This is a genomic window from Campylobacter concisus (genome assembly GCF_003048535.1).
Lineage (GTDB): Bacteria > Campylobacterota > Campylobacteria > Campylobacterales > Campylobacteraceae > Campylobacter_A > Campylobacter_A concisus_S.
In genome coordinates this window covers 1-22,848 of sequence record NZ_PIRQ01000009.1, presented here as the reverse complement: position 1 = coordinate 22,848, position 22,848 = coordinate 1, and the positions used below count along the sequence as shown (strand labels likewise).

Genomic DNA, 22,848 nt, shown 5'->3' with positions numbered 1-22,848 from the left:
GAGAAAAATGTTTAAATTTCAAAGGTCAAAATTTAATAATTCAGTATTTATCCCATCGCTTGTTATCATATTTTTAATAGCGGCATTTGCAGCGATATTTCCAAATTTCTCAAATGAGTTTTTTAAGGGTATGCAAAACTACATCGCGGCCAAATTTGGCTGGTTTTACATCCTAGTCGTTGCCGTCATACTGCTAAGCGTCATCATCCTTGGCTTTAGTAAGCTCGGTGAGATCAAGCTTGGAGCTGACCATGTAAAGCCAGAGCACAAAAATATCTCGTGGTTTTCTATGCTTTTTGCCGCTGGCATGGGCATAGGACTTGTGTTTTTTGGTGTGGCCGAGCCGCTCATGCACTATCTAAACCCACCAGTTGGCGACGCACAAACTATCGCAGCGCAAAAGCTTGCGTTGAATATCACATTTTTTCACTGGGGCATGGGCGCATGGTCGGTCTATGCTATCGTAGCGCTAATTCTAGCCTTTTTCTCGTATAGGCACGGCTTGCCACTCACGCTTAGATCGGCATTTTATCCGATCATCGGCGATAAAATTTATGGCAAGATAGGTAGCGCCATCGATACATTTGCCGTCGTAGCTACCCTTTTTGGCGTGGCGACATCGCTAGGATACGGCGTACTTCAGGTAAATGCTGGCCTTACGCACGTTTTTGGGCTGCCGACTATGCACATCACGCTTCTAATAGTGCTTTGTTTTGCAGCGACCATATCAGCGGCTAGCGGCGTTGATAAGGGCATTAAAATTTTATCAAACTCAAATATCGCGCTAGCTATATGTTTTATGTTTTTGATACTATTTTTGGGCGATACGACGCAGCTTCTAAAGTCGTTTGTGCAAAACAGCGGCGACTACGTCTCTACGCTCATCTCAAACACTTTTAACCTCTACGCCTACGAGAGGCAAAACGAGAGCTGGCTTGGCGGTTGGACGCTGCTATACTGGGCTTGGTGGCTATCTTGGTCGCCGTTTGTGGGGCTTTTTATCGCTAAAATTTCAAAAGGCAGGACGATCAGAGAATTTGTCATCGGCGTGCTTCTCGTGCCAACTGGCTTTACCTTTGCTTGGATGAGCTTTTTTGGCAACTCGGCGATCGCGCTTGTGCAAAGTGGCTTTAGCGAGCTTGCGACGACCGTAAATTCCGACTCGGCTTCGGCGCTTTTTATGTTTTTGGAGAAATTTAGCTTTTCAGGCGTGCTAAGCACGATCGCAGTCTTTATGATCGTCATATTTTTCGTCACTTCGGCCGACTCAGCGGCGATCGTGATGAACATGCTTTGCTCAAACGGCAAGGACGATACGCCGGTTTGGCAAAAGGTCTTTTGGGGCGTTACGGTGGGCGTCGTGGCAGCATTTTTGATGCTTGCCGGCGGTCTTGGCTCGCTTCAAGCACTTACGATAACTACGGCGTTGCCGTTTGCTATCGTGCTACTTGGCGCCATTTACGGGCTATTTAAGGCACTGCGCGTGGATATAACCAAAAAAGAGACAAATAACTTTAACAACATGCCTCTTAGCGATCTTTCAAAGCCTTGGCAAGAGCGACTAAGCGCGATCATCACGCTACCTAGCAAAAAAGACGGCAGTAAATTTCTAAACGAAGTCGTGCTAAAGGCTTTTAACGAGCTAAAAGATGAATTTGCCAAAAACGGCCTTGAGGCAAATGTCGTAAAGGGTGAAAATTTCGTAAATTTAAACGTCGGACTTGGCGATGAGATGGATTTTAGATACGGCGTATATCTCACCAAAAGCCATAGCCCGGACTACACCAGAGAGCTTGATGGCGACGATCTTTATTACAGAGCCGAGGTATATCTAAAAGAGGGCGGTCAAGACTACGACGTGCTTGGTTGGAGCGAGGCCACGCTGATAAACGACGTAATCGAGCAATACCGCAAACATATGCAGTTTTTGCATGTCGTTAGAAGGTAGGCTTGACTTAAATTTGCCTGGAATTTGAAAATTTCTAGGCAAATTATAAATCTTACTCACTCGTTATCATTTGTTGCTGAATTTAAAAGCGTGATTTGCTTGTTTGTAAATTTAAAAATTTGATTGAGTTTTATGTGCGTGGTGTAAAGCGAAATATAAGTGTTATTATTTTTTAGAGAAAACAAATTAGAAAATTTAACTTTATTAGTTTGTATTTTTGCTTGTAGCTATGAGATAAATTTGAAATAAAAAATGTTAATTTTTTGTTGCGTATCGTTCAAATTCCAGAGCCAAAATGCATTTTCTGTAAATTTTTAACTTTGATAGATGTTTTGCTATATCGGTCATTGTAAAAATTTATAAAATCTCAAGTCTGGTGCTGATATCAGCAACGCCTTTTGAATACATAGCTGACGTTACTATCGCATCGGCTTTTGCGTATTCTTTTACATTTGATAAATTTATACCACCAGCTGCTAGGATAATGGTATTTGGCGAAATCTCATCTCTTAAAGAGAGTACATTTTCGATGAGCTCTGGACTAAATTTATCGCACTGCACGACGTCGCAGTTTACTTTTAAAAGCTTATTTGCTTCGTCTAAATTTTCAGCTTCAATGCATACTTTTCGCTCAGCCATTTTTGCTTTAAACTCTGGCAAATGCGATAAAAATTTATCAAAGCTACCGTAGGCTTTCATGTGGTTTTTAAAAAATAAAATACTATCGCTAAGCCCAAGCCTATGGATGCCACCACCGCCTTCAAGTACGGCTTTTACGCAAAATTTCTTAGCAAACGGAAAACTCTTTCTAGTTGCCAACACTTCACATTTTTCATTGACGTACTTTGTGGCATTTACCATTTTATTTGTATAAGTTGCGATGGCACTGGCATATTCTAGTGCGACTTGAGCTAACTTCCAAGCCTTATGCACGTTTTCATAGTTTCCATAAATTTTTATGATCACATCGCCAGCCTTGCAAATTTGAGAATTTTGCACAAAAATTTGACTTTCGCATGAAAGTAACCTCGCGATGCTAGCGGCTACATCAACGCAGCTAACACAAATTTCATCGCGTGAATAAATTTCAAGTAAGGCATTTTTATCGATATTTTGAAGCGACGTAGTAAGATCAAAGTAAGGTATATCTTCGTTTATATAGCTTAGAATTTCTGCGTCGCTAAGTGTCATTTTATGCCTTTTTTACCTCATTTTTTGCTTTTATTATCATTTTTTTGAAGATTCCATTATCATAAAGCCCAGCATGATAAAGAGCAAAGCAGGTAAATGCAATGCCTGAAGCAACATGAAATTTCTTAATGCTTTTATTTCTTTTCATAAAAAGGGCACTTAAGCAAACTGAGGCTAAAGTGATGCCCATACCGACTTTTGATACTTGTCTATGAGTGTTTATATCAAGTAGTTTACCACTTATTTTTGTTTCGTTTTTCAAATTCTTCTCCATTTAGTTTTTATTCCAGCAACTTGTATTTTTGATACCAAGACTTTCTGGGTCAAATTCTGGATTTTGCCCAGCTTTTCTTTGAGCTTCGTAGTCTTTGACTGCTATTATCACTACTTTTGAAAGTAAGAATATAGCGATGATGTTGATAGTTGCCATTGCAGCCATTGTGATATCAGCGATATTCCAAGCGAGTTTTAAATTCATCTGAGCACCAATAAATATCATAACGACAGCTGTTATCTTAAATAGCAATGTAAGCTTGTGGTTTTTGGTTAAAAATTTCATATTTGCCTGAGCGTAGTAGTAGTTGCCAATAAGCGAAGTGATGGCAAAAAGTACGACTGCAAGAGTGGTAAAATGAACTCCAAATTCACCAAAATACTCTTTCATTGCGGCTTGAACGAGAGGAAGTGCTGTTAGCACCTCGCCACTTGAGCCAGTTTGTTTCGTAAGATAGGCCTGTGAAAATAGCACGATCATACCAGAGGCGATACATATCGTCATGTCTATAAAGACTGCCATTGCTTGAACCAGGCCTTGTTTTACTGGGTGGCTAGTATGTGCTGCAGCTGCTGCGTTTGGAGCTGAACCCATGCCAGCTTCGTTTGAGAAAAGGCCTCTTTTGATGCCTATTACGATCACGCTGCCGGCAAATCCGCCAAATATCGCTTTAAAATCAAAGGCATTTTCTAAAATCATCTTAACAACATCAGGAATTTCTTTGAAATTTAAAACGATAGCAATAAGTGCTAGCGAGATGTAGGCAAGTGCCATGAACGGCACGATGTATGAGCTTACTTTACCTATGATGTGGCTTTTGCTAAAAAACATAACTGCCGCAAATGCAGTAAGAATAAGGCCGATACCAATAGGTAGTCCGCTTTGCGCAAAGCTAACGTTGCTACCAGCTTTGTCGTAGTAAATTTCAAAAGCTGATGTCATTGTATAGCTTTGAAGTCCGTTAAAGCCGTATGCGTAGGTGATGATGAGAATTACCGCAAAAAGCGAAGCCAGCCATTTTATACCAAGACCATTTTTGATGTAATAAGCTGGACCGCCTTTAAACCCAAAAACGTCTTTTGTCTTATAAATTTGCGCTAACGTACTCTCTATAAAAGCTGAAGCTGATCCTAAAAATGCCATCAAGCACATCCAAAAAAGAGCACCCGGACCGCCCGAGACGATAGCAGCTGAAATTCCAGCGATATTACCTATGCCAACACGCGAAGCAGTCGAGATCATAAGTGCTTGAAATGGCGTTAAATGGTGCTTATTATACTTGTCCTTTTTTTCTACTAAGACTCTGCAAGCCTCAAAAAACATCCTAAACTGCACAAAACGAGTCAAATAACTAAAATAAATTCCCGTAGCCACAAGAATAATGACTAAAAAATATCCATATAAAAAGTCGTTGGCTACGTCCATTTTGCCGTTTAAAAAATTTAAAAAACTATCAAGCACCATCTACCCTTTCAAATTTATTTTGATTTGAATTTTACGCCCTTCATTGAATTTAATAAAAGCCAAATCGTTGTGCCATTATGAAGCATGGCAGTTGCTATTGGATTTAACATGCCAAGTGTCGCAGCACTTAGTATAGCTGTGTTTACGCCAACGGTTGAGCGGAAATTTGAGCTAATTAAATCCATTGTTTTATTTGCAAGCTCTTTTACGAGAGCTACGCTCATGATATCATCTTTTAAAAGACTTATATCAGCCGTTGCTTTAGCTATATCAGCACCTTTGTGCATGCTTATACCCACATTTGCTTTAGTTAGGCTTGGGGCATCATTTATGCCATCTCCCACAAAGGCTACTTTTTTGCCCTCACTCTTTAGCTCTTCGATGATAGCTGCTTTATCTGTTGGTAAGCACTCCGCATAGACCCTATCAAGTCCAAGCTCACGTGCTACCTCTTCAGCCTTGCTTTTGATATCACCACTTAGCATGACGACCTCTTTTACGCCAAGGCTTCTTAGCTTTTTAACCATATCTTTTGCGTTTTCTCTCATATCATCTTTCATAGCGATGACGCCGACTAGCTCTTTATCATATCCTACATAGAGTAAGGTTAGTCCGCTATTTAATGCTTTGCTTATTAAAGCTTCATGAGCTTTAAAACTTATCATCTCATCATCTTCTAAAAAGTGCCTGCTGCCGATAACTACCTCTTTGCCGTGCATCGCAGTTTTTACGCCGTGAGCTACGATAAATTCAACTTCATCGTGATGAATATGGTGGAAACCACGCTTATTTGCAGCTTCAACTATTGCTTCGGCTACTGGATGAAAGTAGTGCTCCTCGGCACTTGCAGTTAAATTTAATATATCATTTTGAGAAAAGCCTTCTTTAAATGAGTAAATTTCAACTACGCTTAGGCGTCCATGTGTCAGAGTGCCGGTCTTGTCAAATACAAAAGTATCAACTGAGCTTAAAGCTTCGATCGCCTTTGCGCCTTTTACAAGAATGCCATTTCTGCCAGCTTTTGAGATACTTGATTTAAAAGCAACTGGTGTAGCAAGCTTTAATGCGCAAGAGTAGTCCGCTTGAAGTACGCTAGCAACACTATTCATATTTTTATTTATAATGTATGAAAGTCCAGCAAGCGAGAGCGTAACAGGCACAAGTTTATCAGCTAGTTTTAATGCTTTTACACCAATGGCTGATTTTTCATTGAGTGAAGTTTGTATGTACTCTTTGATCCTAGCTGTTGCTGTATCACTACCTACATTTTCAGCCCAAATTTTTATCCTACCTTCATCAACCACGGTGCCACTTATAACACGGTCGCCTCTAGCTTTTGGTATAGGCTCAGCCTCTCCTGTCATTGAGACTTGATTTACATCGGCGTTACCTTCAACGATATAACCATCAACGCCTATCGTCTCACCAGCTCCTACTACTACGATATCACCTTTTTTTAAATTTTCGGTTTTTACTTTTTCAAGCGTCTTTTCACCATTTAAATTTCTCTCGACCCAGACTTCTTCGATATTTGGTTTTGCTAGCTCTTTGATGAGATCATCACTTCTGTGGCTAGCACTTTCTTCCATATATTCGCCGATATTTATCATCAAATTTGTGCTATTTGCTGCCAAATGATCACCCATTGCTAGGCTAGTACCAATGGCAGTTGCCTCAAGTACTTTTGAAGTAACGCCCTCATGCCTTAGCTCTTTTGCACCTTCTATTAAATTTGGAGCTGTGGCGTAAAGAGTCACGGCTGATTTTAGAGTTTTATTGCTCATAAATGGCGTTATACCAAGTGCAGTAGCAGCCTTATAGATATTTGCCTTGCTTGGCAAATTTGGATCTTTTGCCTTTGTTGGAAATTCATAGCTTTCAATAAAGTTTAAAATTTTCTCATAGCTTTTATCAAACTCGACAATGATGCTTTTTGCATATTTATTTACACGAACACTTAGTGCATCAGTTCGCTCTGAGATCGCAGCCTCGATAGCGCTAACATCGCTTCTAGCGTTTAGGCTCTCGCAAATAAACCTTGCTCTATTTTTACTCTTGTGAGCTAGAGTGATCTTATTTTTGTGAGTCAAGTTCTGCTTTGACATCTTCAAAACGCTCTTTTAGTTCTTCTATGCCAGCATTTATAAGCTCGCCACCTTTGATAATCGCTTTAAATACGCACTCTTGCGCTTTTGGATTAGTCAGTACATAAGCTGCGATACCACCTAAAACTAGACCTTTTACAAAGCCAGCAGCATTAAAATTTTCAGGTACAAATGGCAAATTTTGAGCTGCATTGTTTATTGCATTATCGATTGCGCTTGGCTGAGTAGCTGCTGCATTGTTAGCCGCAGTTTCACTTGCTACGTTTTCTTCGTTGATGTAAGGGTTGTTCATTATTTACTCTCCAATTTTATTAGTTTTTCTGCTATCAAAAGACCGCCGATACCAGCTGCTGTAAAAGCTGCTGCATTTAGATATTTTTTTTGTGCTATTAAATTTGAAGCATGAATGCCAACAGCACCTACGAAACCACCAGTTACAGCGTATTTTGCTATCTTTTTAGCAACATCTTTTTTAGTTGCTCTATTATTTAGATAGTCGCTAAAGCCAAGTGCAGCTGCACCCATGCCAGCGATTAAAGCACCGCTGATGAAGTGATCAAATGGAAGTCTTGTGCTTGAAAGTGTAAAAAGACTATTTTCTTGCATTCTCTATCCTTAAGCTATATCGTTTGGCGTGATAGCTTTTGGAGCAGCTGGCTTTTTAGCGCGTGGTTTTCTTGTTTTCTTTACCACTTTTTCAGCCTCTTTTTCTACTTTTTTAGCACCACGTTTTGCTTTTTTCTCTTCTTTTACTATAAAGTCTTTTGCATCTTTTGCAACACTTTTACCTTTTTTGTAAAGATCTTTTGCAGCCTCTTTGCCCTTATCAAAGCCATCTTGAGCGTACTCTTTGATCTTATCTCTTTTATTCCAAGCAGCTATTGCTAAACCGCCTACTGCTAAACCTGCTAAAAATGGTAATGCCATTTTAAATCCTTTCTTTGTTTGATTTTGTAAATTATTCATTTTCTTCATCCTTATTAAAATTTTTGCTAACTACTGAAATGCCTAATGCCCCAAGCGCAAGTCCGCTAAAAAACGAGAAATTTGGATTATTAGTTATCTTTGCTAACTCGCTTTTATCAGCCTTGCCACTTGCGATATTTTGCAAGCTTTTAGTTATCTCATTAAAGTCATTTTGATAGTTTTCTAAAATATTTGTTATGCCATTTTGCTCAAAATTTTGTGAAATTTCATTTAAATTTAGCTCATTTTTTATTTCACAGCCACTATAAATTTCTTTTAAACGTTGTTTTAAAGAGGCGACGTATTCGTTGCTTGAAGTAGCCCAAAGTCTAAAAAATAGATCTTTTAGCTCCTCGTCATCTAAGCTTTCACAAAATTTTTCATACATTTTATTTAGCTCTAACTCATAGTTTAAAGCTTGTATCAGTGCATCTTCTTTATTTTTTGCTGGCAAAAATATAGCTTCATTTTCGCAAGCAAGCTCATAATCATGTGTACTTGCAAATTTTTCTATCAAGATGATCGCATTTTTTCTGATATTTGCGATCTCGTTAAAAACATCACCAAATAAAGCTAAATTTTCATATAAACTAAGTGCGTTTTTTTCGCTGGTGTATGATGCATTTAAAAGTTCATTAAGCATATTTCACTTCTTTTGCAACTTCATTTACTCTAGTTGAAATCTCTTCTAAATTTTGCCCTTTTAAAAGATCCTCCCAAAGGTTTTTTGGAAAAATTTCATGATCGTATTCGATCGTTACAGAGCCGATTAGCTTGTTAAATTTTACATTTTTTATACCATTTATCTGAGCTATCACATCATCTAAGCTAGCTAAATTTACACTACTGCTTAGCTCTTTTATCTTTGGACTAACTCTTACTCTTAGTCTGCCGTTTGTGTGAGCTATCATTGAAAAATAGCTTGCAACTTGTGCTAAAGTTTGTGTTTTTATATCCATTTTCATCCTTTTTTAATTGCGTATTATCTATTTCACAGCTTAAATAAATCTGAAATTTTTTTGTTTTTCATTATCAAAAAGTAAAATGAAATGATAAAATTTAATTTTCATTTTTCTCTTGGCAATCACTGCAAATACCATAAAGTATCATTGTATGCGACTGCTCGCTAAAATTTTTTTCTTTGCAAATTTGCTCTTGCCTTTGCTCTATTATCTCATCTTCAAAATCAACTATCTTTTCACAAATTTCACATATCAAATGATCGTGCGATGATTTTAAATTTAGTTCAAATTTCTTTACTCCATTTTCTTCAAAGCAGTTTGCAAGATGATGCATTTCTAGAAAATTTAAAAACGAGTAAATTGATGTCATTGAAATTTCATTCTTGTGTATTTTGTAAATTTCTGAAGAAATTTCTTGAGCACTTAGATGAGAGTTGCTAATGAAAAGTACATGCAAAATTTGTTCTTTTAACTCTGAGCTTTTTTGCCCAAAGGCTTCCAAAAACTCTTTAAAATGCTTATAAAATAGTTCAAAATTATCCACAAAAACCTAACTAAAATGATAATGAATATAAGGATTTTACAACTTTACTTATAAAAAAAGCATAAAATTTCTTACGAATTTCAAGTAAAGTATTTTATAAGATTGTTTTGGTATAGTGTCGCATTTTTTAAATCAAAATTAAGGAATAAAATGACTTACGACGAGCTTGAATTAGACGCCGTTTTGTTAGAGGTTTTAGAAAATAGAGGCAGTTTTGATTCTATGGACGATGAGGAGCTTTATGAGCTTATCGAGCAAGTTGCACAATATACAGATGGCGATTACGAAGAAGCGTTTGAGTATATGACTCAATTTTCTCCAATCCCTAAAAAACGCTTTGTTTCACTATTTATGGTTTAGCAAAAAGCTAAGCCATAACTTCTATAAAATTAATCAAAAAGTAAAAATAAAAAGAGCTCTTGACTCACTTAATGAGCCAAGAAATTTGAGTTATAAGAAGTATTTTGAGATTATTTCTTTAAATTTTAGTGTGTATTTACTAGCTTTTGGGCTATTGTTGTAGATATTTTCAAAATCATACATTCGCTCATAGTAATCATTTGTATCTTGTATATTTATTTTAAGCCTTGCCACATCTAAGCTGACGCCTACAAAAGCACCACTTGTCTTGCCGCGCTCCTCAGCAAATGCTGAAATTTCAGGCAAATCACTTGTGATCGCTACTTCATTACCAACGCCACCAGTTGCTTCTGCTTTTAGGCTGATCGTATCTTTTGCATTAAATAAATTTGCATAAGCTTCTGAATTTTTAAATAATATGATCATATCAGCTGAGCTGTAACCAAGTTGTAAGCCTATGCTACCAGATGTGTAATTTACAAAAAATGGGCTTGACCATTCACCATCATCGTTTTTAGCGATAAATACGCCTTTACCTTTTGAGCCAGTAACGATAGCGCCTGCTTTTGTTACATCAGGGATTATAACGATCGCTTTTATGCCTTCAAATTTAGTGTTTGGCTTTAAATTTCTTGCACCAAAAGCGTTTAAAATATTTATTGCATTTTTTAGCTTTTGATTTTGGATCACATCAGCGTTTAAGTGTGATGTGAAAAATAAACCAGCAAGAAATATGATTAATAGTCTTTTCATTAAAATTCCTTCCTTAAATTTTTCGTTATTATAGCCTAAAATAAACTAATGGTAAAAATATTATTAATGATTTTTTATGAGAGTTCATTATAAAATGCGACCTTTTAAGGGAAAAATATGAGTTTAATACTTTTTGTCGAATACGTCGGTATCGCATCAGCTGCACTTAGCGGTTTTTTATTTGCAGTAAAAAAGGAGTGCGACTGGCTTGGAGTCTTTTTGTCTGCATTTTTGACCGCACTTGGTGGCGGTATCATGCGTGATATGCTCGTTGGTAGGGCAGTTTATTCATTCACTCACTATATGCCAGTAAGCGTTGTTATTTTTATGTTGATTGTTTCAAGAGTGGCAAATTTACATATAAAAAGAGAAGGTTTGGAGCGAAAATTTGTATTCATCTTCGCCGATGCGATCGATGTTATCTGTTTTTCGATCGTTGGAGCAATGGTTGCTATTGAGTACAACTACAACATCTTTGGTGTGATGATGATCGCCTTTTTTAACGGCGTTGGTGGCGGTATCTTAAGAGATATTTTGCTAAATGAAATTCCATGGTTTTTACGCACTGGACTTTACGGCACGATAAGCCTTGGTGTGGGGCTTGCTTACTTTGTGCTATATCATCTAGGCCTAACCAATATATTTTTTACTATGCTCTTGCTTGCTGCTGGCATTACAGTTAGGATGTTTGCATTTTACAGAGGTTGGAAGCTACCTGATCTATGAAATTTAGCGAGTTTTTTAATATCTGGGTCAATGAAAACTACTATAAATTTGGCGTGAATATCGGCAAAAAGGGCGATTTTTACACAAATGTAAGCGTTGGCTACCTCTTTGGCGCCTGCCTTGCAAACTACTTTTTAAAGCTACTTAAAAATGGCGAAATTTCTAGCTCTTACAAGGTTGTGGAGATTGGCGCAAACTCAGGTGAAATGCTAGCTGATTTTATTCAAGGAATTTTTACACTCGAGCCAGAGATCTTAAAAAATTTAGAGTTTATTATCATCGAGCCTCACGAAAATTTAAGAAAAAAGCAGCTTGAAACTTTTACAAAGCGCTTTGGCAATGATGTCAAAATAAGGCACTATAAAAATTTAAATGAGTGTTCATTTGAAGAAATTTTTGTCATCTCAAATGAGCTACTTGACGCATTTAGCTGTGAAGTAATAGACGGACAAAATATGCTTTTTGTGGATAGTGATCTAAAATTTCACTGGCAAAAAGCAGATCAAAACTTGCTAGCTCTTGCAAAGAAATTTGGCATAAAAAAGGGCGAGATATCAACTAGCTACGCTAAATTTGCAACCCAACTTGCAAGTGTGGCAAAAAAGGTGAGATTTTTAAGCTTTGACTACGGCGAATTTGAGCCAAAAAATGAGTTTAGCCTAAGGATTTTTAAAGACCATCAAGTATTTTCTTTATTTGAAATTTCAGATCTTGAGCCATATTTTAAAAGCTCGGATCTAACATATAGTCTTTGCTTTAAGCAAGTAAAAGAGGCTTTTTTTGAGGCTGGCTTTAAGATGCTTAAATTTAAAAAACAAAACGAGGCTTTAGTTTGCGATCTTGGTGTGGATGAAATTTTATCTTTGGTGCTTGAAAAGGGTAGCAAGCAAGCCTATGAAAATGCAGCCAAACAGGCGAAATTTCTACTCTCGCCCGAGTTTTTAGGCGAGAAGTTTAAATTTATAGAGTTTTTAAAGAGCTAGCCTAGCGATATTGGCAAAACTTGCCTCGCAAGCCTTTAAAAGATCATTTGGAGCTATTTTTATTTGTTTGCCTCTTACTCCAGCGCTTACTAACACGTATTCTTGTTCTTTTGCGCGTTCATCGATAAATGTTGCAAAGTGTTTTTTCATAGCAAGCGGTGAGCAGCCACCCCTGATGTAGCCAGTGATCTTTTCTAGATCTTTTAAATTTATAAGTTCACAGCGTTTTGCGCCACACGCGTGAGCAAGTGCTTTTAGATCAAGCTCCAAATCGCCCTGTAAGCAAGCAACAACGAAATTTTTAGGCTCACACTCACAAACGATAGTCTTATAAATTTGCTTTATATTTTGCTTAGTGCTAGCTGCTACGTGGAGGGCTGAAAGATCGTTTAAATCAACTTCATATTCTAAAATTTCATAATTAATTTTTAGCTTATCTAAAGCTCTAGCAGCATTTGTCTTATGTATCATTTTTTCTCATTTTTGCGAATTTTTTGTATAATTATAGCCAAAACTTAAAGGAGGAAAGATGGCTGAAGAAGTTGAAGAGAAAAAAGCAAAAAAAGGTGGCAATGGTGCATTAATGATAATTATCATTGCGATATTTGTTTTGCTACTAGTTATTGGAGGGCTAGTCGCGTTTTTGATGCTTAGTTCTGACGAGCCAAAAGAGGCAAATATGGCGCAAACACCAGCTCAGACTCAAACTCAGTCCATGCCAGCTCAAAATAAGGCAAAGCATGGTAGCAACGACTATTCAAATATGGGGCCGATATATCCGCTTGATCAGTTTATTGTAAATTTGCTTAGCGAAAATGGCTCAAGATTTCTTAAAACTAAGATCGATATGGAGCAAAGCGATGAGTTGCTAACTCCTGAGCTTGATAAGAAAAAGGCACTTTTAAGAGATATTATCATCAGGACACTTTCATCAAAAACTTACGAAGAAGTAAGTACCGCAAAGGGCAAAGATAGGCTAAAAGACGAGATCGTGGGTAAGTTAAATGAAGTGCTAAATGATGGCTACATCAAAAACATATTTTTTACTGATTTTGTGGTGCAATGATAGGCATCGATATCGTTAAGATAGATAGGATTTCAAGACTAAAGGCTCGTTATGGCGAGCTTTTTTTTAAAAAATTTCTTAGTAATGATGAGATCGCGCTAGCAAAAAATGATGCGACTTTGGCTGGATTTTGGGCGGCCAAAGAAGCAGCTAGCAAAGCCCTTGGTGTGGGCATCAGCAAAGAGTGTGGCTTTTTAGACATTATGCTCAGTAAAGACGCAAGAAACGCACCAAAGATAAAATTTAGCCCGAGAATTTATACAAATTTTAATATCAAAGAAGCAAGCCTTAGCATAACTCACGACGGCGGATTTGCCGTAGCTGCAGTGATTATTGTCTGAAATTTATGCATTTTTACAAAGCTTTTTAATATCTTTTAACTACTTCTGATAAATTTAAAAAACGTATTTTTATAAAATTTTTTAAAGAAAAGACGATATCTTTAATTAAGATTTAATGGAGCTAAAGAAACTAAGGATAGTAAAATGCAAATTTCTAATAACCTCTCAACTACTAGCTATCTCTCAAGAGAAAACATAGCAAGAGAGATGGGCTTTAAATTTAATGATATAAACGAGATACTTAGTAACGATATGGGATATGGTATGAGCTTTCCTAAATACGCAAGGCTTGATAGAAAAGCTCAAGCTGCGTCTTATGATAGACATATATATCCACTATCTGGCTTTACAAAGGGTGATGAAGCAAAAGTCACTATCATAGGAAAGCTTAGAGGTTATGATCCTAACTTTACAAGCGAGCAGTTATCAGATCTTAAAAATTTCATAAATGAAAGCAAGGGTTTATTTGTTGAATACATACAAGGTCAGCAAGCAAAACCAGACAATGATAAGCCAAAAATTTTAAGAGATACCCCATACACTGTAAATGAATTTTTAAATGAATATCGTGGCGATAGCGATTTGCTATTTATGCAAAACTCAAGGACTATTGATCTGCTTGATAGCGATATGAGCGTTGATGAGTTTAAAGAGGAGTGGGCTAAATATGCACTAAAAGAGCGGTTTAATATAACTTTATCTGGTGAAGATGCTAAAAATGCTGTTAATATATTAAAAGAGCTAAACGAAAAAGGTGTTCAGAATATAGATAATCTTGAAAAAGAAGACAACGCCAAAGAGAAGAAATTTACACCTATACAAGTTACTAAAAAATCTCACACCTATAAGCTTGAAGCTGATGAGAGATTTAAAGAGCTTTATAAATTTATAAAGAGCGAATTTGATAGTGGCAAGAGCATGTTTGAAATTTTAGAAAAAGTGGCAAAGCTTAAAGTGGATAAGAAGGCATAGGTATTTTATAAGCAAAGAATGGAATTTTTATAATTTAAATTTCAAAGAAAAAAGCATAGATATCCTAGGACTTATGCAAAAGATAAAAAATATGGCTTAGCCAGCAAAGTATTGATATTAAGTTGCTGGCAAGATAAATTTACATCCACTCAAGCACTTGTGTGATATCTTTGGCATAAAAGCACTTTAGACCTTGCGTGTCAAGCGGCTTGTTTGGGATGATAGCATTTTTAAATTTCTGCGTTTTTGCCTCTTTTAGGCGCTGATCTAGGTTGAAAATTTCTCTTATCTCGCCGTTTAGACTTAGCTCACCGATGAAGACGCTGTCCTTGCTAATAGGGCGATTTTTGAAGCTGCTGATTATCGCTGCGATGACGGCTAGATCGGCTGCAGTCTCGCTTATCTTAACGCCACCTGAAACGTTTATGAAGACGTCGTAGTGTCCAAGTGGAATTTCAAGCTTTCGCTCAAGTAGGGCTAGCAGCATATCCAGGCGGTTTCTTTCAAAGCCAGTCGAGCTTCGTTTTGGATAGGCGCTTTCGCAAACAAGTGCTTGAATTTCGATGCTAAGCGCTCTTGAGCCTTCCATTATGATGGTGATCGCACTGCCGCTCATCGCTCCTCCACGTGTGAAAAATTTACTCGAGACCTCATTTGCACTCACCAGTCCGTGCTGGCTCATCTCAAATATACCAACCTCACTCGTCGAGCCAAAGCGGTTTTTAAACCCACGTAAAATTCTTAGCTCTCTGCTCGCGTCGCCCTCGAAATAAAGCACCACATCGACCATATGTTCAAGCACTCTGGGCCCTGCGATCGAACCCTCTTTGGTTATGTGTCCGATGATGAAAACGCAGATATTTTGGCTCTTAGCAAGCCTCATTAGCTCAAATGTGATCTCGCGAACCTGCGTGATCGAGCCAGGAGCGGAGCTTATATTTTGGCTATAAAGTGTTTGTATGGAGTCGATCACTAGCACTTTATAATCGCTCTTTTGCACTTCAAGCAAGATATCCTCTAGGCAAATTTCAGTTAGCAGATATAAATTTTTATCCACCGCATTTAGCCTGTCAGCTCTCATTTTTATTTGGCTTTGGCTCTCTTCGCCGCTTACATAGAGCGTTTTTTTACCGTCTTTTGCTAAATTTGAGCCAATTTTTAGAAGCAATGTTGATTTACCGATGCCCGGGCTGCCGCCTATAAGCACAAGTGAGCCTTCGACAACGCCACCACCAAGAACGAGGTCTAGCTCGCTATCTTTGGTGCTAAATCTCGTGAAATTTTGAATTTCAACTTCGTCTATACTTATGGCTTTGCTGGCTACTCCGGTGCTTTTTGCTATCTCTTTGCTTATCTTTATCTCTGTTTGACTAAGCTCGACAAAGCTATCCCAAGCCCCACATTGTGGGCATTTACCTAGCCATTTACTCTGCTGGTTTCCGCAGGCTTGACACTCAAAAACTGGCTTTGCTTTTGCCATAAATTATCCTTTTTAAAATTTCAACTACTATCACTCCAAAAGCCGCTCCGATCATGTCAGCCACGATGTCAAGCAGGCTAAAGCTCCTGTTTGGTAAAAATGCCTGAACGAGCTCTATTTGCACGCCAAAGGCTAAAAGTAGGGCTAAATTTTTTAAAATTTTAAAATGATAGCCAAGATAGAGCAGTGTATAAAGGATGAAAAAAGCTAAAAAATGGTTTGCTTTATCCCACGAATTTTCGATGATAGTAGGAGATTTTGGAGTAAACGCAAGAAAATCAATCGCCAAAAGAGCGATAAAAAAGCAAATTTTACTAAGAAATTTTACTCTACTCAAAAATAGCGTCCATCAGCTCGTCTAAAAACTCATCTGGGTTAAATTTGATGATATCATCCATTCTTTCGCCAACGCCTATATAAAATATAGGTAGTTCAAGCTCTCTTGCCACACCAAATAGTGCTCCGCCCTTTGCAGTACCGTCAAGTTTTGTGATGATGACGCCATCAAGCGAGACGATGTCGTTAAATGCTTTTGCTTGTGCAACTCCGGCGTTACCTTGCGTGCCATCAAGAATCAAAATTTTGCGGTGGGGCGCTTTTTCATAGGCTTTTTTGCTAATTCGAACGATCTTTTCTAGCTCGTTTGCTAAATTTGTCTGGTTTTGAAGTCTGCCGGCTGTGTCAAGGATGACTCGGTCGATACCTTTTGCAAGAGCTGAGCTGATCGTATCGTAGGCAACAGCCGAAGGATCATGCCCTTGCTGTGTGGCGACTATTGGCACATTTAGCCTAAGCGACCACTGGCGCAGCTGCTCGATAGCCCCAGCTCTAAATGTATCACAAGCGCCCAAAATGACGCTTTTGCCATTATTTTTATATAAATTTGCAAGCTTTGCGATCGTAGTCGTCTTGCCAGCACCATTTACGCCAAGGATGAGATCGACAAATGGCTTATCTGGCTCTATCACGCGCTCTTTTTCGTAGATAAAATAGCTACTCATAACGCGCCTAAGATCAGCTCTACTTACTTCATCTTGTGGTGGCAAGTAGTATAAAACCTCCTCCACGATCTCGTAAGCCACGTCAGCTTCTAGTAAAATTTCTTCCAAGCTCTCTTTGTCGATCTTTTTTGACTTTTTAGCCGAGCTTATCGCTCCAAAAGTCTTCTCAAGGCCTTTTTTTAGAAAATCAAGCATTATTTTGTTGCCCTATTTATGTCATTTTCAAGCATCTCTTCAGGCACAAGACCGATGTAACCTTGAACGTAGTCGCCATTTGCTTTAAAAAGTGCTGACGCAGGCAAGCCTTTTATGCCACCCATCGCTTTTTCAAATAAAAAATTCCCCTCGCCAACCGCTACTTCGTATTTTATTTTATATTTTTGAGCAAAATCTTTTACTTCATCTTCACTTTTGTCTTCAAGTAGCACACCAACGATATCTAGTTCGTTTTTAAATTTCTCGCTTAGGTTGTTTAAGTGTGGGATCTCAGCCTTGCACGGAGGGCACCAAGTGGCGAAAAATACGTAAAGAGTTGCTTTTTTGCCATCTTTTACATCAAAGCCATTGCTTCTTTTTGTAATCTGCATAGTTGCTCCACTTAGCAGCTTTAGATTTACCTCTTTTATCTCGTTTTCTTGGGCATTTTCACTTATTTTTGGAGTGAGTGAGTCTTTGCTTAAATTTTCATCTTTGCTGGCATTTTTATCTAAAATTTTGCCTTGCGTTTGTTCGCTTGTATTTTGCTCTTTTTTTTGCTTGTTCTCGTCGCCGCATCCAAAAAATGCAAAAATGCAAAGTGATGTTATAATTGCTCGTTTTAATGTCATAAATTTCCTTTTGAATAAGATTTCAGGATTATACAAGAAAGAGCATAAAATGAGCGTTAATTTAGAAAAAAATGAATTTAGAAAAAATGCAAGAGCAAATTTGATGAAACTTACTAAATTTAAGGCCAAATGCTCGCACTATAAAGCTACGAAAACTCTTTTAAATTTGATAAATTTTACAAATTCTAAGAAAGTACTGTTTTATTTGCCACTTAACTACGAAGTCGATGTACTTAAAATAAGGCGAAATTTATCACATAAATGTGAAATTTTTGCCCCTTTTATGGTAGGTCTTAGCTTAAAGATGGTAAGATTGCGACTGCCATTTATAACTTATAAATTTAACGTCAGACAGCCATCTGGCAAAAAAATGGATAATGTTAGACTTGATATGGCAGTAGTTCCAGCGATTGGGGTTGATGGAGCTATGGCTAGGATAGGGCATGGAAAAGGATTTTATGATAGATTTTTTGACTCTTTGCCTATTAAGCCAAAACGGATAGTTTTTCTTGAGATAAAAGACTTTTACACCAAAAATGTGCTTTCAAATGCACAAGACGCGGTAGCAGACTTTTATATAACCCCAAATAAAAATTATATAAAAAGAGGAATAAATGATAGAGGTTTTAATAGGCTTAGGAGCCGGTGTGGCGGGCGTTGGAGCAGGGTATCTATACGCTAAAAAGATAAATGATGCAAACTACAACATCTTCTTAGAACAAGCAAAAGCAAAGGCAAAAGCAATAGAATACGAAGCTGAGCTAACGCTTAAAAATTCTAAAATTTCAGTACAAGAGGCTGAATTTGAGGCTAAAAAAAGATACGATGACAAGACGACAAAGCTTCAAAAAGAGTATGCAAGTAAATTTGATGAACTAACCAAAAAAGAGAAAATTTTGCTAAATGAGCAAGAGCTTTTAAACGAAAGTAAAGAGCTTTTTGAAAAAGATAAGCAAGATACAAAGATAACTTACGAAGAGGGCTTAAATTTAAAAGCGACTTATCAAAACAAAGTAGAAGAGGCGATAAGGGTACTTGAGCACGCTGCTGGCTTAACAGAAGAAGAGGCAAAGGAGGTCGTGCTTAAAAAGGTTGAGGAGAAGTCTCGTGCGGATATCGCTCATATCGTTAGAAAATACGAAGAAGAAGCTAAAAGAGAGGCTAAAAAGAGAGTTAATTACATCTTGGCGCAGGCTACGTCAAGATTTGCTGGAGAATTTGCGGCTGAGCGTCTAATAAATGTCGTAAATATCAAAAACGATGAGCTAAAAGGTAGGATCATTGGCAAAGAGGGACGTAACATCAAGACCCTTGAAATGGTGCTTGGCGTTGATATTATTATTGATGACACGCCTCATGCGATCATACTAAGCAGCTTTAACCTTTACAGACGTGCGATCGCAACAAGAGTGATCGAGCTTTTGGTAGAGGATGGAAGAATTCAGCCAGCAAGGATAGAAGACCTTCACAAAAAAGTGACTGAAGAATTTGAGCAAAGTATACAAGAAGAGGGCGAAAATATCGTCATGGATCTTGGTCTAAATAAAATTCATCCAGAGATCGTAAAACTAATAGGCAAGCTTAAATTTAGAGCAAGCTATGGTCAAAATGCCTTGGCTCATAGCCTTGAAGTAGCTCACCTTGCTGGCATCATTGCAGCTGAGTGTGGCGGAGATGAGAAACTTGCAAAAAGAGCTGGCATACTTCACGATATCGGTAAGGCGCTAACTCACGAGTACGAGGGCAGTCACGTTGATCTTGGAGCAGAAATTTGTAAGCGCTACAAAGAGCATTCAGTAGTTATCAACGCTATCTATGCTCACCACGGTCACGAAGAGGCAACAAGTATAGAAAGTGCGGCTGTTTGCGCAGCTGACGCACTAAGTGCAGCTCGTCCAGGTGCAAGGCGTGAGGTGCTTGAGAGCTTCTTAAAGCGTGTCGAAGAGATCGAAAACATCGCAAAAAGTAAAGATGGTATCAAGCAAGCTTATGCGATAAATGCTGGCCGTGAAATTCGTGTCATCGCAAATGCTAAGCTCATAAACGACGACGAGGCAGTGCTTGTAGCAAAAGAGATAGCTCAAGAGATCGAGAGCAAGGTGCAGTATCCTGGTGAGATAAAAGTAAGTGTCATCAGAGAGACTCGTGCTGTTGATTTTGCAAAATAACGGCAAAATATGAAATTTCTTTTTTCAATTTTATTATTTTTCTCACTTGGCTTTGCCAGCGAGGAGCTCGTGCTAGATTCGGCAAACTCGTTTATAACAACTATGAGAGGCGCTAGAAACACTCCTATAAAAGAGCTAATCGAGCAGTCAAAAGCGACGATCATCTTTCCAAGTGTTAAAAAGGTCGGTTTTGTCGTTGGTGGCATGGGCGGAGATGGCATCATGGTTGTTGGCAACATTAACTCGCCAAGTGAAATTTTACCAGTTAGCATAAGTGGCGGCAGCATCGGTATACAGCTTGGTTATGAAGATAGTTCGCTTGTGCTTTTTATATTTAAAGATAGTATTATCCATGATATTAAGGATGCCAAGATCACGCTTGATACAAAGCTATCAGTAGCTTTTGGTGACATTGGACGCAATTACAGTAAAGTAAGCGATTTTAAATTTTCAAGTGACATCTACGCATATGCCGCAAATGATGGGTTTTTTGCGGGAGTTAGCTTTGGTGGAGCAGTCATCAGTGCAAGAGAAGAAATTTTAAAGCAAAGTGGCTATGCCTATGAACAGCTAATAGCCTCAGCATCTAAACTTTTAGGAGATTAATGCAAGATATTATAAACTCAGTTTCAACATACGGCTATATTATATTGTTTTTTTACAGCCTTGGTGGCGGTATGGTTGCATTAATCGCCGCTGGAATTTTAAGTTTTGCTGGCAAGATGGACATCACTCTTAGTATAATCGTCGCTGCCGTGGCAAATACAATCGGCGACACACTAATTTTTTATGTCGCAAGATTTAATAAAAACTCACTTATGCCTTATATCAGAAATCATAAAAGAAAGCTTGCTTATGCAGGAATTTTGGCCAAAAAACACGGCGATAAGATAATATTTATCAAAAAATTTATCTACGGCGTCAAAACTTTGGTTCCTATCGCGCTTGGACTTACGAAGTATTCATTTTATAAATTTAGCATTATCAATTTGATCTCGTCAGTGCTTTGGGCGGTCATTATCGGATTTGCCAGCTTTAAAGCGGGTGATTATTTTGTAGGTGCAAGCGACTATCTTGGCGAGCATGGATATATTATGCCTATTGCCATGGTTTGTTTGTTGCTTGGAATTTGGTTTTTTTTACAACATATTACAAAAAGGAGAAAAGCATGAAAAAAGTGATATCTGCTTTAATCGTAGTTATCGTGGTGGCCATTGGAGCGGTTTATTTTGCTTCAAATGAGGTAGAGAAAAACTATCAAAGGATAGTGAATGATCTAAACAATATTAAGGGCTTTAAAATTTCTAATAACAATTACAAAAAAGGTTTTTTTGGCTCAAAAGGATCATTTGATTTTAGTGTTTCAAAAGATCTTTTGGAAAATATATTTGGTAAAAATGTAAATGAGGATTTGGTTTTTAAAGTAGAAAATGAAATTTCTCATACAGTGCTTGCTTTTATAGATGGCTTTGAAATAGACTCAAAAATTTCTATTCAAAACGATATGATTAAAAACATTATCGCAACATTCATGGGTTCAAATGTCATTGCAACAATTAAAACAAAAGTTAGTTTAACTGGCGATAAAGATGTGGATATTAAATTTAGCAATATTGAATTTAATGATAAGCAAAAAACTGCATTTAATACAAAAGATATAAAGATTGGTATGACGCTTGATTCAAAAGATAGTATAAACAGCTTAAAGGTTGAAGCAGATAAGATTGCTTTGAAAGATTTTAGCGAGTACAACAAAGTTGATCTAAATATCGAAGGATTTTATATTGACTCAAGTTATAAAGAGCCGGTTAAGTTTTCAAAAATTTTAGAGAGTCAGCTTGTACCTTATTTGGCAAAAGTTAAATTTAAAAGGGTGTCTTTCGCATCTAATGATATAAGTAATATCTTGATAGATGACTTTAAGTATGACTCAAAATTTGAAATCTCAAATGATCTTGGAAGATCAGACGATGTTATAAAAATAGGTATAGTAGCAGTTGATAAAGTAAAATATACAGATTTTGTCTTTGATAGCAAAATCGCAAATATCAATGTGCCTGCATTAAATAATGTATTAGACAAGCTTAATAATTTAAATAATGAAGAAAATTATAATGTTTTAGCTGGATTAAATTTTGATGAGATAATAGATCAAATCTTAGAAAAGAATCCAAGTATAAAAATAGATACATTAAGCTTTAAGAAAGGAGATAAGACTTTAAAGCTAAATTTGGATGCAGCAGTAAATGGCTTTAAAAAGGGAACAAATCAGTCAGAAATTTTTGATAAATTATCTCTTAGTGGAAAAATAAGTGTCGATGAAAGTCTGACGAATTTTTTTGATACATTAGTACCAGAAGTAGCTTTTGTTGAGCCTACTTTGGTATCTGCTGGATATTTTAAAGAAGAGGACAAAAAAGTAATAAGTGAATTTAAATATGATCCAAACAAAAAAGATATTATATTTAATGGAAAAGTTGGACTTCAAAATTTCTTTATGGGTTTTTAAAAAATTAGCCTGATTTTTATCTGCATTTAAGCATCACTTCTATATACTTCACTTTCTGTTTTGCAAAACGCAGAGCAGAAAGTTCTTTTAACTTACAATTGTTAAACTATTAGTCAATCTTTGAAATCTAAACAAGTGATCGATTGAGCCAGTCTATTATTTTATAATTTATAATAGATTAGACAAACTAATAAATAAAACTAAAAGT

General features: G+C 37.2%; 28 protein-coding genes. 12 read left to right on the top strand and 16 right to left on the bottom strand.

Translation table 11 applies throughout. The features are described from left to right. The first annotated feature begins 7 nt into the window (after nucleotides 1–7). Entirely contained in the window at nucleotides 8–1,948 is a 1,941-nt protein-coding gene (locus CVS93_RS08525; RefSeq protein WP_103628414.1) for a BCCT family transporter, read from the top strand. Between the two features lie 357 nt (nucleotides 1,949–2,305). Here CVS93_RS08525 and modD read toward each other — a convergent pair whose 3' ends face one another. The 10 genes from modD to CVS93_RS08475 form a co-directional block, all read right to left on the bottom strand. After that, a complete protein-coding gene (gene modD, locus CVS93_RS08520; protein ID WP_103628415.1) occupies nucleotides 2,306–3,139 on the bottom strand; it encodes a ModD protein in 834 nt (277 codons plus the stop codon). Between the two features lies 1 nt (nucleotide 3,140). Beyond that, the gene (locus CVS93_RS08515; RefSeq protein ID WP_087585279.1) at nucleotides 3,141–3,401 is read right to left on the bottom strand and encodes a helicase; all 261 of its coding nucleotides are present in this window, start codon (nucleotides 3,399–3,401) and stop codon (nucleotides 3,141–3,143) included. 12 nt (nucleotides 3,402–3,413) lie between these two features. Then, complete coding sequence (locus CVS93_RS08510) at nucleotides 3,414–4,877, bottom strand: alanine/glycine:cation symporter family protein (RefSeq protein WP_234400125.1); 1,464 nt, start codon at nucleotides 4,875–4,877, stop codon at nucleotides 3,414–3,416. A gap of 14 nt (nucleotides 4,878–4,891) precedes the next feature. Then, nucleotides 4,892–6,967 carry a heavy metal translocating P-type ATPase gene (locus CVS93_RS08505; protein ID WP_107687310.1) on the bottom strand — a complete coding sequence of 692 codons (2,076 nt, stop codon included), beginning with the start codon at nucleotides 6,965–6,967 and terminating at the stop codon, nucleotides 4,892–4,894. Beyond that, nucleotides 6,951–7,274: an oxidoreductase gene (locus CVS93_RS08500; RefSeq protein WP_087577962.1), complete on the bottom strand. Its 324-nt coding sequence runs from the start codon at nucleotides 7,272–7,274 to the stop codon at nucleotides 6,951–6,953. Before CVS93_RS08500 ends, CVS93_RS08505 begins: the two co-directional genes overlap by 17 nt. Continuing rightward, complete coding sequence (locus CVS93_RS08495; protein ID WP_021091246.1) at nucleotides 7,274–7,588, bottom strand: hypothetical protein; 315 nt, start codon at nucleotides 7,586–7,588, stop codon at nucleotides 7,274–7,276. Before CVS93_RS08495 ends, CVS93_RS08500 begins: the two co-directional genes overlap by 1 nt. A 9-nt stretch (nucleotides 7,589–7,597) precedes the next feature. Next, the gene (locus CVS93_RS08490) at nucleotides 7,598–7,948 is read right to left on the bottom strand and encodes a hypothetical protein (protein ID WP_021091243.1); all 351 of its coding nucleotides are present in this window, start codon (nucleotides 7,946–7,948) and stop codon (nucleotides 7,598–7,600) included. Further along, nucleotides 7,941–8,591 (bottom strand): ferritin-like domain-containing protein, encoded by a 651-nt coding sequence (locus CVS93_RS08485; RefSeq protein ID WP_107687309.1) that lies wholly within the window; start codon nucleotides 8,589–8,591, stop codon nucleotides 7,941–7,943. Before CVS93_RS08485 ends, CVS93_RS08490 begins: the two co-directional genes overlap by 8 nt. Beyond that, a complete protein-coding gene (locus tag CVS93_RS08480; RefSeq protein ID WP_021091233.1) occupies nucleotides 8,584–8,907 on the bottom strand; it encodes an HMA2 domain-containing protein in 324 nt (107 codons plus the stop codon). Before CVS93_RS08480 ends, CVS93_RS08485 begins: the two co-directional genes overlap by 8 nt. Nucleotides 8,908–9,007: 100 nt before the next feature. Then, nucleotides 9,008–9,454, bottom strand: coding sequence for a Fur family transcriptional regulator (locus CVS93_RS08475; protein ID WP_021091224.1), 447 nt, complete (start codon nucleotides 9,452–9,454; stop codon nucleotides 9,008–9,010). A gap of 150 nt (nucleotides 9,455–9,604) precedes the next feature. On the opposite strand from CVS93_RS08475, the gene CVS93_RS08470 reads away from it, so the two are divergent. Next, a complete protein-coding gene (locus CVS93_RS08470) occupies nucleotides 9,605–9,814 on the top strand; it encodes a hypothetical protein (protein ID WP_002942234.1) in 210 nt (69 codons plus the stop codon). 90 nt (nucleotides 9,815–9,904) lie between these two features. Here the strand turns inward: CVS93_RS08470 and CVS93_RS08465 are convergent, their stop codons facing one another. Beyond that, nucleotides 9,905–10,567 carry a lipid-binding SYLF domain-containing protein gene (locus CVS93_RS08465; RefSeq protein ID WP_107687308.1) on the bottom strand — a complete coding sequence of 221 codons (663 nt, stop codon included), beginning with the start codon at nucleotides 10,565–10,567 and terminating at the stop codon, nucleotides 9,905–9,907. Between the two features lie 117 nt (nucleotides 10,568–10,684). Here CVS93_RS08465 and CVS93_RS08460 point away from each other — a divergent pair, with 117 nt between their 5' ends. Next, entirely contained in the window at nucleotides 10,685–11,293 is a 609-nt protein-coding gene (locus CVS93_RS08460) for a trimeric intracellular cation channel family protein (RefSeq protein ID WP_054196787.1), read from the top strand. Next, nucleotides 11,290–12,276, top strand: coding sequence for an SAM-dependent methyltransferase (locus CVS93_RS08455; RefSeq protein WP_107687307.1), 987 nt, complete (start codon nucleotides 11,290–11,292; stop codon nucleotides 12,274–12,276). Before CVS93_RS08460 ends, CVS93_RS08455 begins: the two co-directional genes overlap by 4 nt. Here CVS93_RS08455 and ybaK read toward each other — a convergent pair. After that, nucleotides 12,265–12,747 (bottom strand): Cys-tRNA(Pro) deacylase, encoded by a 483-nt coding sequence (ybaK, locus tag CVS93_RS08450; protein ID WP_107687306.1) that lies wholly within the window; start codon nucleotides 12,745–12,747, stop codon nucleotides 12,265–12,267. The two genes, CVS93_RS08455 and ybaK, sit on opposite strands and share 12 nt — an antisense overlap. A 58-nt stretch (nucleotides 12,748–12,805) precedes the next feature. On the opposite strand from ybaK, the gene fliL reads away from it, so the two are divergent. The 3 genes from fliL (at nucleotide 12,806) to CVS93_RS09980 (ending at nucleotide 14,655) form a co-directional block, all read left to right on the top strand. Beyond that, nucleotides 12,806–13,342, top strand: coding sequence for a flagellar basal body-associated protein FliL (gene fliL / locus CVS93_RS08445; protein ID WP_021091240.1), 537 nt, complete (start codon nucleotides 12,806–12,808; stop codon nucleotides 13,340–13,342). Further along, the gene (acpS, locus tag CVS93_RS08440) at nucleotides 13,339–13,683 is read left to right on the top strand and encodes a holo-ACP synthase (RefSeq protein ID WP_107687305.1); all 345 of its coding nucleotides are present in this window, start codon (nucleotides 13,339–13,341) and stop codon (nucleotides 13,681–13,683) included. The genes fliL and acpS overlap by 4 nt, the downstream gene beginning before the upstream one ends. 144 nt (nucleotides 13,684–13,827) lie before the next feature. Continuing rightward, entirely contained in the window at nucleotides 13,828–14,655 is an 828-nt protein-coding gene (locus CVS93_RS09980; RefSeq protein WP_107687304.1) for a polyribonucleotide nucleotidyltransferase, read from the top strand. A 139-nt stretch (nucleotides 14,656–14,794) separates the two neighbouring features. Here CVS93_RS09980 and radA read toward each other — a convergent pair whose 3' ends face one another. The 4 genes from radA to CVS93_RS08415 are packed head-to-tail and all read right to left on the bottom strand — an operon-like array spanning nucleotide 14,795 to nucleotide 17,963. Further along, a complete protein-coding gene (radA, locus tag CVS93_RS08430) occupies nucleotides 14,795–16,135 on the bottom strand; it encodes a DNA repair protein RadA (RefSeq protein ID WP_107687303.1) in 1,341 nt (446 codons plus the stop codon). Then, on the bottom strand, nucleotides 16,110–16,472 hold the full coding sequence (locus CVS93_RS08425) for a VanZ family protein (RefSeq protein WP_107687302.1): 363 nt from the start codon (nucleotides 16,470–16,472) through the stop codon (nucleotides 16,110–16,112). The genes radA and CVS93_RS08425 overlap by 26 nt, the downstream gene beginning before the upstream one ends. Then, nucleotides 16,465–17,331 carry a signal recognition particle-docking protein FtsY gene (ftsY, locus tag CVS93_RS08420; RefSeq protein ID WP_107687301.1) on the bottom strand — a complete coding sequence of 289 codons (867 nt, stop codon included), beginning with the start codon at nucleotides 17,329–17,331 and terminating at the stop codon, nucleotides 16,465–16,467. Before ftsY ends, CVS93_RS08425 begins: the two co-directional genes overlap by 8 nt. Next, nucleotides 17,331–17,963: a TlpA family protein disulfide reductase gene (locus tag CVS93_RS08415; RefSeq protein ID WP_087580699.1), complete on the bottom strand. Its 633-nt coding sequence runs from the start codon at nucleotides 17,961–17,963 to the stop codon at nucleotides 17,331–17,333. Before CVS93_RS08415 ends, ftsY begins: the two co-directional genes overlap by 1 nt. A gap of 49 nt (nucleotides 17,964–18,012) precedes the next feature. On the opposite strand from CVS93_RS08415, the gene CVS93_RS08410 reads away from it, so the two are divergent. From CVS93_RS08410 to CVS93_RS08390, 5 genes are read left to right on the top strand one after another with little or no spacing between them, the layout of a single operon-like run. Beyond that, complete coding sequence (locus CVS93_RS08410; RefSeq protein ID WP_107687300.1) at nucleotides 18,013–18,645, top strand: 5-formyltetrahydrofolate cyclo-ligase; 633 nt, start codon at nucleotides 18,013–18,015, stop codon at nucleotides 18,643–18,645. After that, on the top strand, nucleotides 18,578–20,131 hold the full coding sequence (gene rny, locus CVS93_RS08405; RefSeq protein ID WP_107687299.1) for a ribonuclease Y: 1,554 nt from the start codon (nucleotides 18,578–18,580) through the stop codon (nucleotides 20,129–20,131). Before CVS93_RS08410 ends, rny begins: the two co-directional genes overlap by 68 nt. A gap of 9 nt (nucleotides 20,132–20,140) precedes the next feature. Beyond that, nucleotides 20,141–20,737, top strand: a complete 597-nt coding sequence (locus CVS93_RS08400) for a lipid-binding SYLF domain-containing protein (RefSeq protein WP_107687298.1) — start codon at nucleotides 20,141–20,143, stop codon at nucleotides 20,735–20,737. Then, a complete protein-coding gene (locus CVS93_RS08395) occupies nucleotides 20,737–21,303 on the top strand; it encodes a DedA family protein (RefSeq protein ID WP_107687297.1) in 567 nt (188 codons plus the stop codon). The genes CVS93_RS08400 and CVS93_RS08395 overlap by 1 nt, the downstream gene beginning before the upstream one ends. Further along, nucleotides 21,300–22,640 carry a DUF945 family protein gene (locus CVS93_RS08390; RefSeq protein ID WP_107687296.1) on the top strand — a complete coding sequence of 447 codons (1,341 nt, stop codon included), beginning with the start codon at nucleotides 21,300–21,302 and terminating at the stop codon, nucleotides 22,638–22,640. The genes CVS93_RS08395 and CVS93_RS08390 overlap by 4 nt, the downstream gene beginning before the upstream one ends. Nucleotides 22,641–22,848: the final 208 nt, after the last annotated feature.

Bases quoted from the DNA above. Each gene is read 5' to 3' on its own strand.
- CVS93_RS08525 (WP_103628414.1), top strand. From the start codon at position 8: ATGTTTAAATTTCAAAGGTCAAAATTTAATAATTCAGTATTTATCCCA.
- modD (WP_103628415.1), bottom strand. From the start codon at position 3,139: ATGACACTTAGCGACGCAGAAATTCTAAGCTATATAAACGAAGATATA.
- CVS93_RS08510 (WP_234400125.1), bottom strand. From the start codon at position 4,877: ATGGTGCTTGATAGTTTTTTAAATTTTTTAAACGGCAAAATGGACGTA.
- CVS93_RS08500 (WP_087577962.1), bottom strand. From the start codon at position 7,274: ATGAACAACCCTTACATCAACGAAGAAAACGTAGCAAGTGAAACTGCG.
- CVS93_RS08495 (WP_021091246.1), bottom strand. From the start codon at position 7,588: ATGCAAGAAAATAGTCTTTTTACACTTTCAAGCACAAGACTTCCATTT.
- CVS93_RS08490 (WP_021091243.1), bottom strand. From the start codon at position 7,948: ATGAATAATTTACAAAATCAAACAAAGAAAGGATTTAAAATGGCATTA.
- CVS93_RS08485 (WP_107687309.1), bottom strand. From the start codon at position 8,591: ATGCTTAATGAACTTTTAAATGCATCATACACCAGCGAAAAAAACGCA.
- CVS93_RS08480 (WP_021091233.1), bottom strand. From the start codon at position 8,907: ATGGATATAAAAACACAAACTTTAGCACAAGTTGCAAGCTATTTTTCA.
- CVS93_RS08470 (WP_002942234.1), top strand. From the start codon at position 9,605: ATGACTTACGACGAGCTTGAATTAGACGCCGTTTTGTTAGAGGTTTTA.
- CVS93_RS08465 (WP_107687308.1), bottom strand. From the start codon at position 10,567: ATGAAAAGACTATTAATCATATTTCTTGCTGGTTTATTTTTCACATCA.
- CVS93_RS08460 (WP_054196787.1), top strand. From the start codon at position 10,685: ATGAGTTTAATACTTTTTGTCGAATACGTCGGTATCGCATCAGCTGCA.
- CVS93_RS08455 (WP_107687307.1), top strand. From the start codon at position 11,290: ATGAAATTTAGCGAGTTTTTTAATATCTGGGTCAATGAAAACTACTAT.
- ybaK (WP_107687306.1), bottom strand. From the start codon at position 12,747: ATGATACATAAGACAAATGCTGCTAGAGCTTTAGATAAGCTAAAAATT.
- fliL (WP_021091240.1), top strand. From the start codon at position 12,806: ATGGCTGAAGAAGTTGAAGAGAAAAAAGCAAAAAAAGGTGGCAATGGT.
- acpS (WP_107687305.1), top strand. From the start codon at position 13,339: ATGATAGGCATCGATATCGTTAAGATAGATAGGATTTCAAGACTAAAG.
- CVS93_RS09980 (WP_107687304.1), top strand. From the start codon at position 13,828: ATGCAAATTTCTAATAACCTCTCAACTACTAGCTATCTCTCAAGAGAA.
- radA (WP_107687303.1), bottom strand. From the start codon at position 16,135: ATGGCAAAAGCAAAGCCAGTTTTTGAGTGTCAAGCCTGCGGAAACCAG.
- ftsY (WP_107687301.1), bottom strand. From the start codon at position 17,331: ATGCTTGATTTTCTAAAAAAAGGCCTTGAGAAGACTTTTGGAGCGATA.
- CVS93_RS08415 (WP_087580699.1), bottom strand. From the start codon at position 17,963: ATGACATTAAAACGAGCAATTATAACATCACTTTGCATTTTTGCATTT.
- CVS93_RS08410 (WP_107687300.1), top strand. From the start codon at position 18,013: ATGAGCGTTAATTTAGAAAAAAATGAATTTAGAAAAAATGCAAGAGCA.
- rny (WP_107687299.1), top strand. From the start codon at position 18,578: ATGATAGAGGTTTTAATAGGCTTAGGAGCCGGTGTGGCGGGCGTTGGA.
- CVS93_RS08400 (WP_107687298.1), top strand. From the start codon at position 20,141: ATGAAATTTCTTTTTTCAATTTTATTATTTTTCTCACTTGGCTTTGCC.
- CVS93_RS08395 (WP_107687297.1), top strand. From the start codon at position 20,737: ATGCAAGATATTATAAACTCAGTTTCAACATACGGCTATATTATATTG.
- CVS93_RS08390 (WP_107687296.1), top strand. From the start codon at position 21,300: ATGAAAAAAGTGATATCTGCTTTAATCGTAGTTATCGTGGTGGCCATT.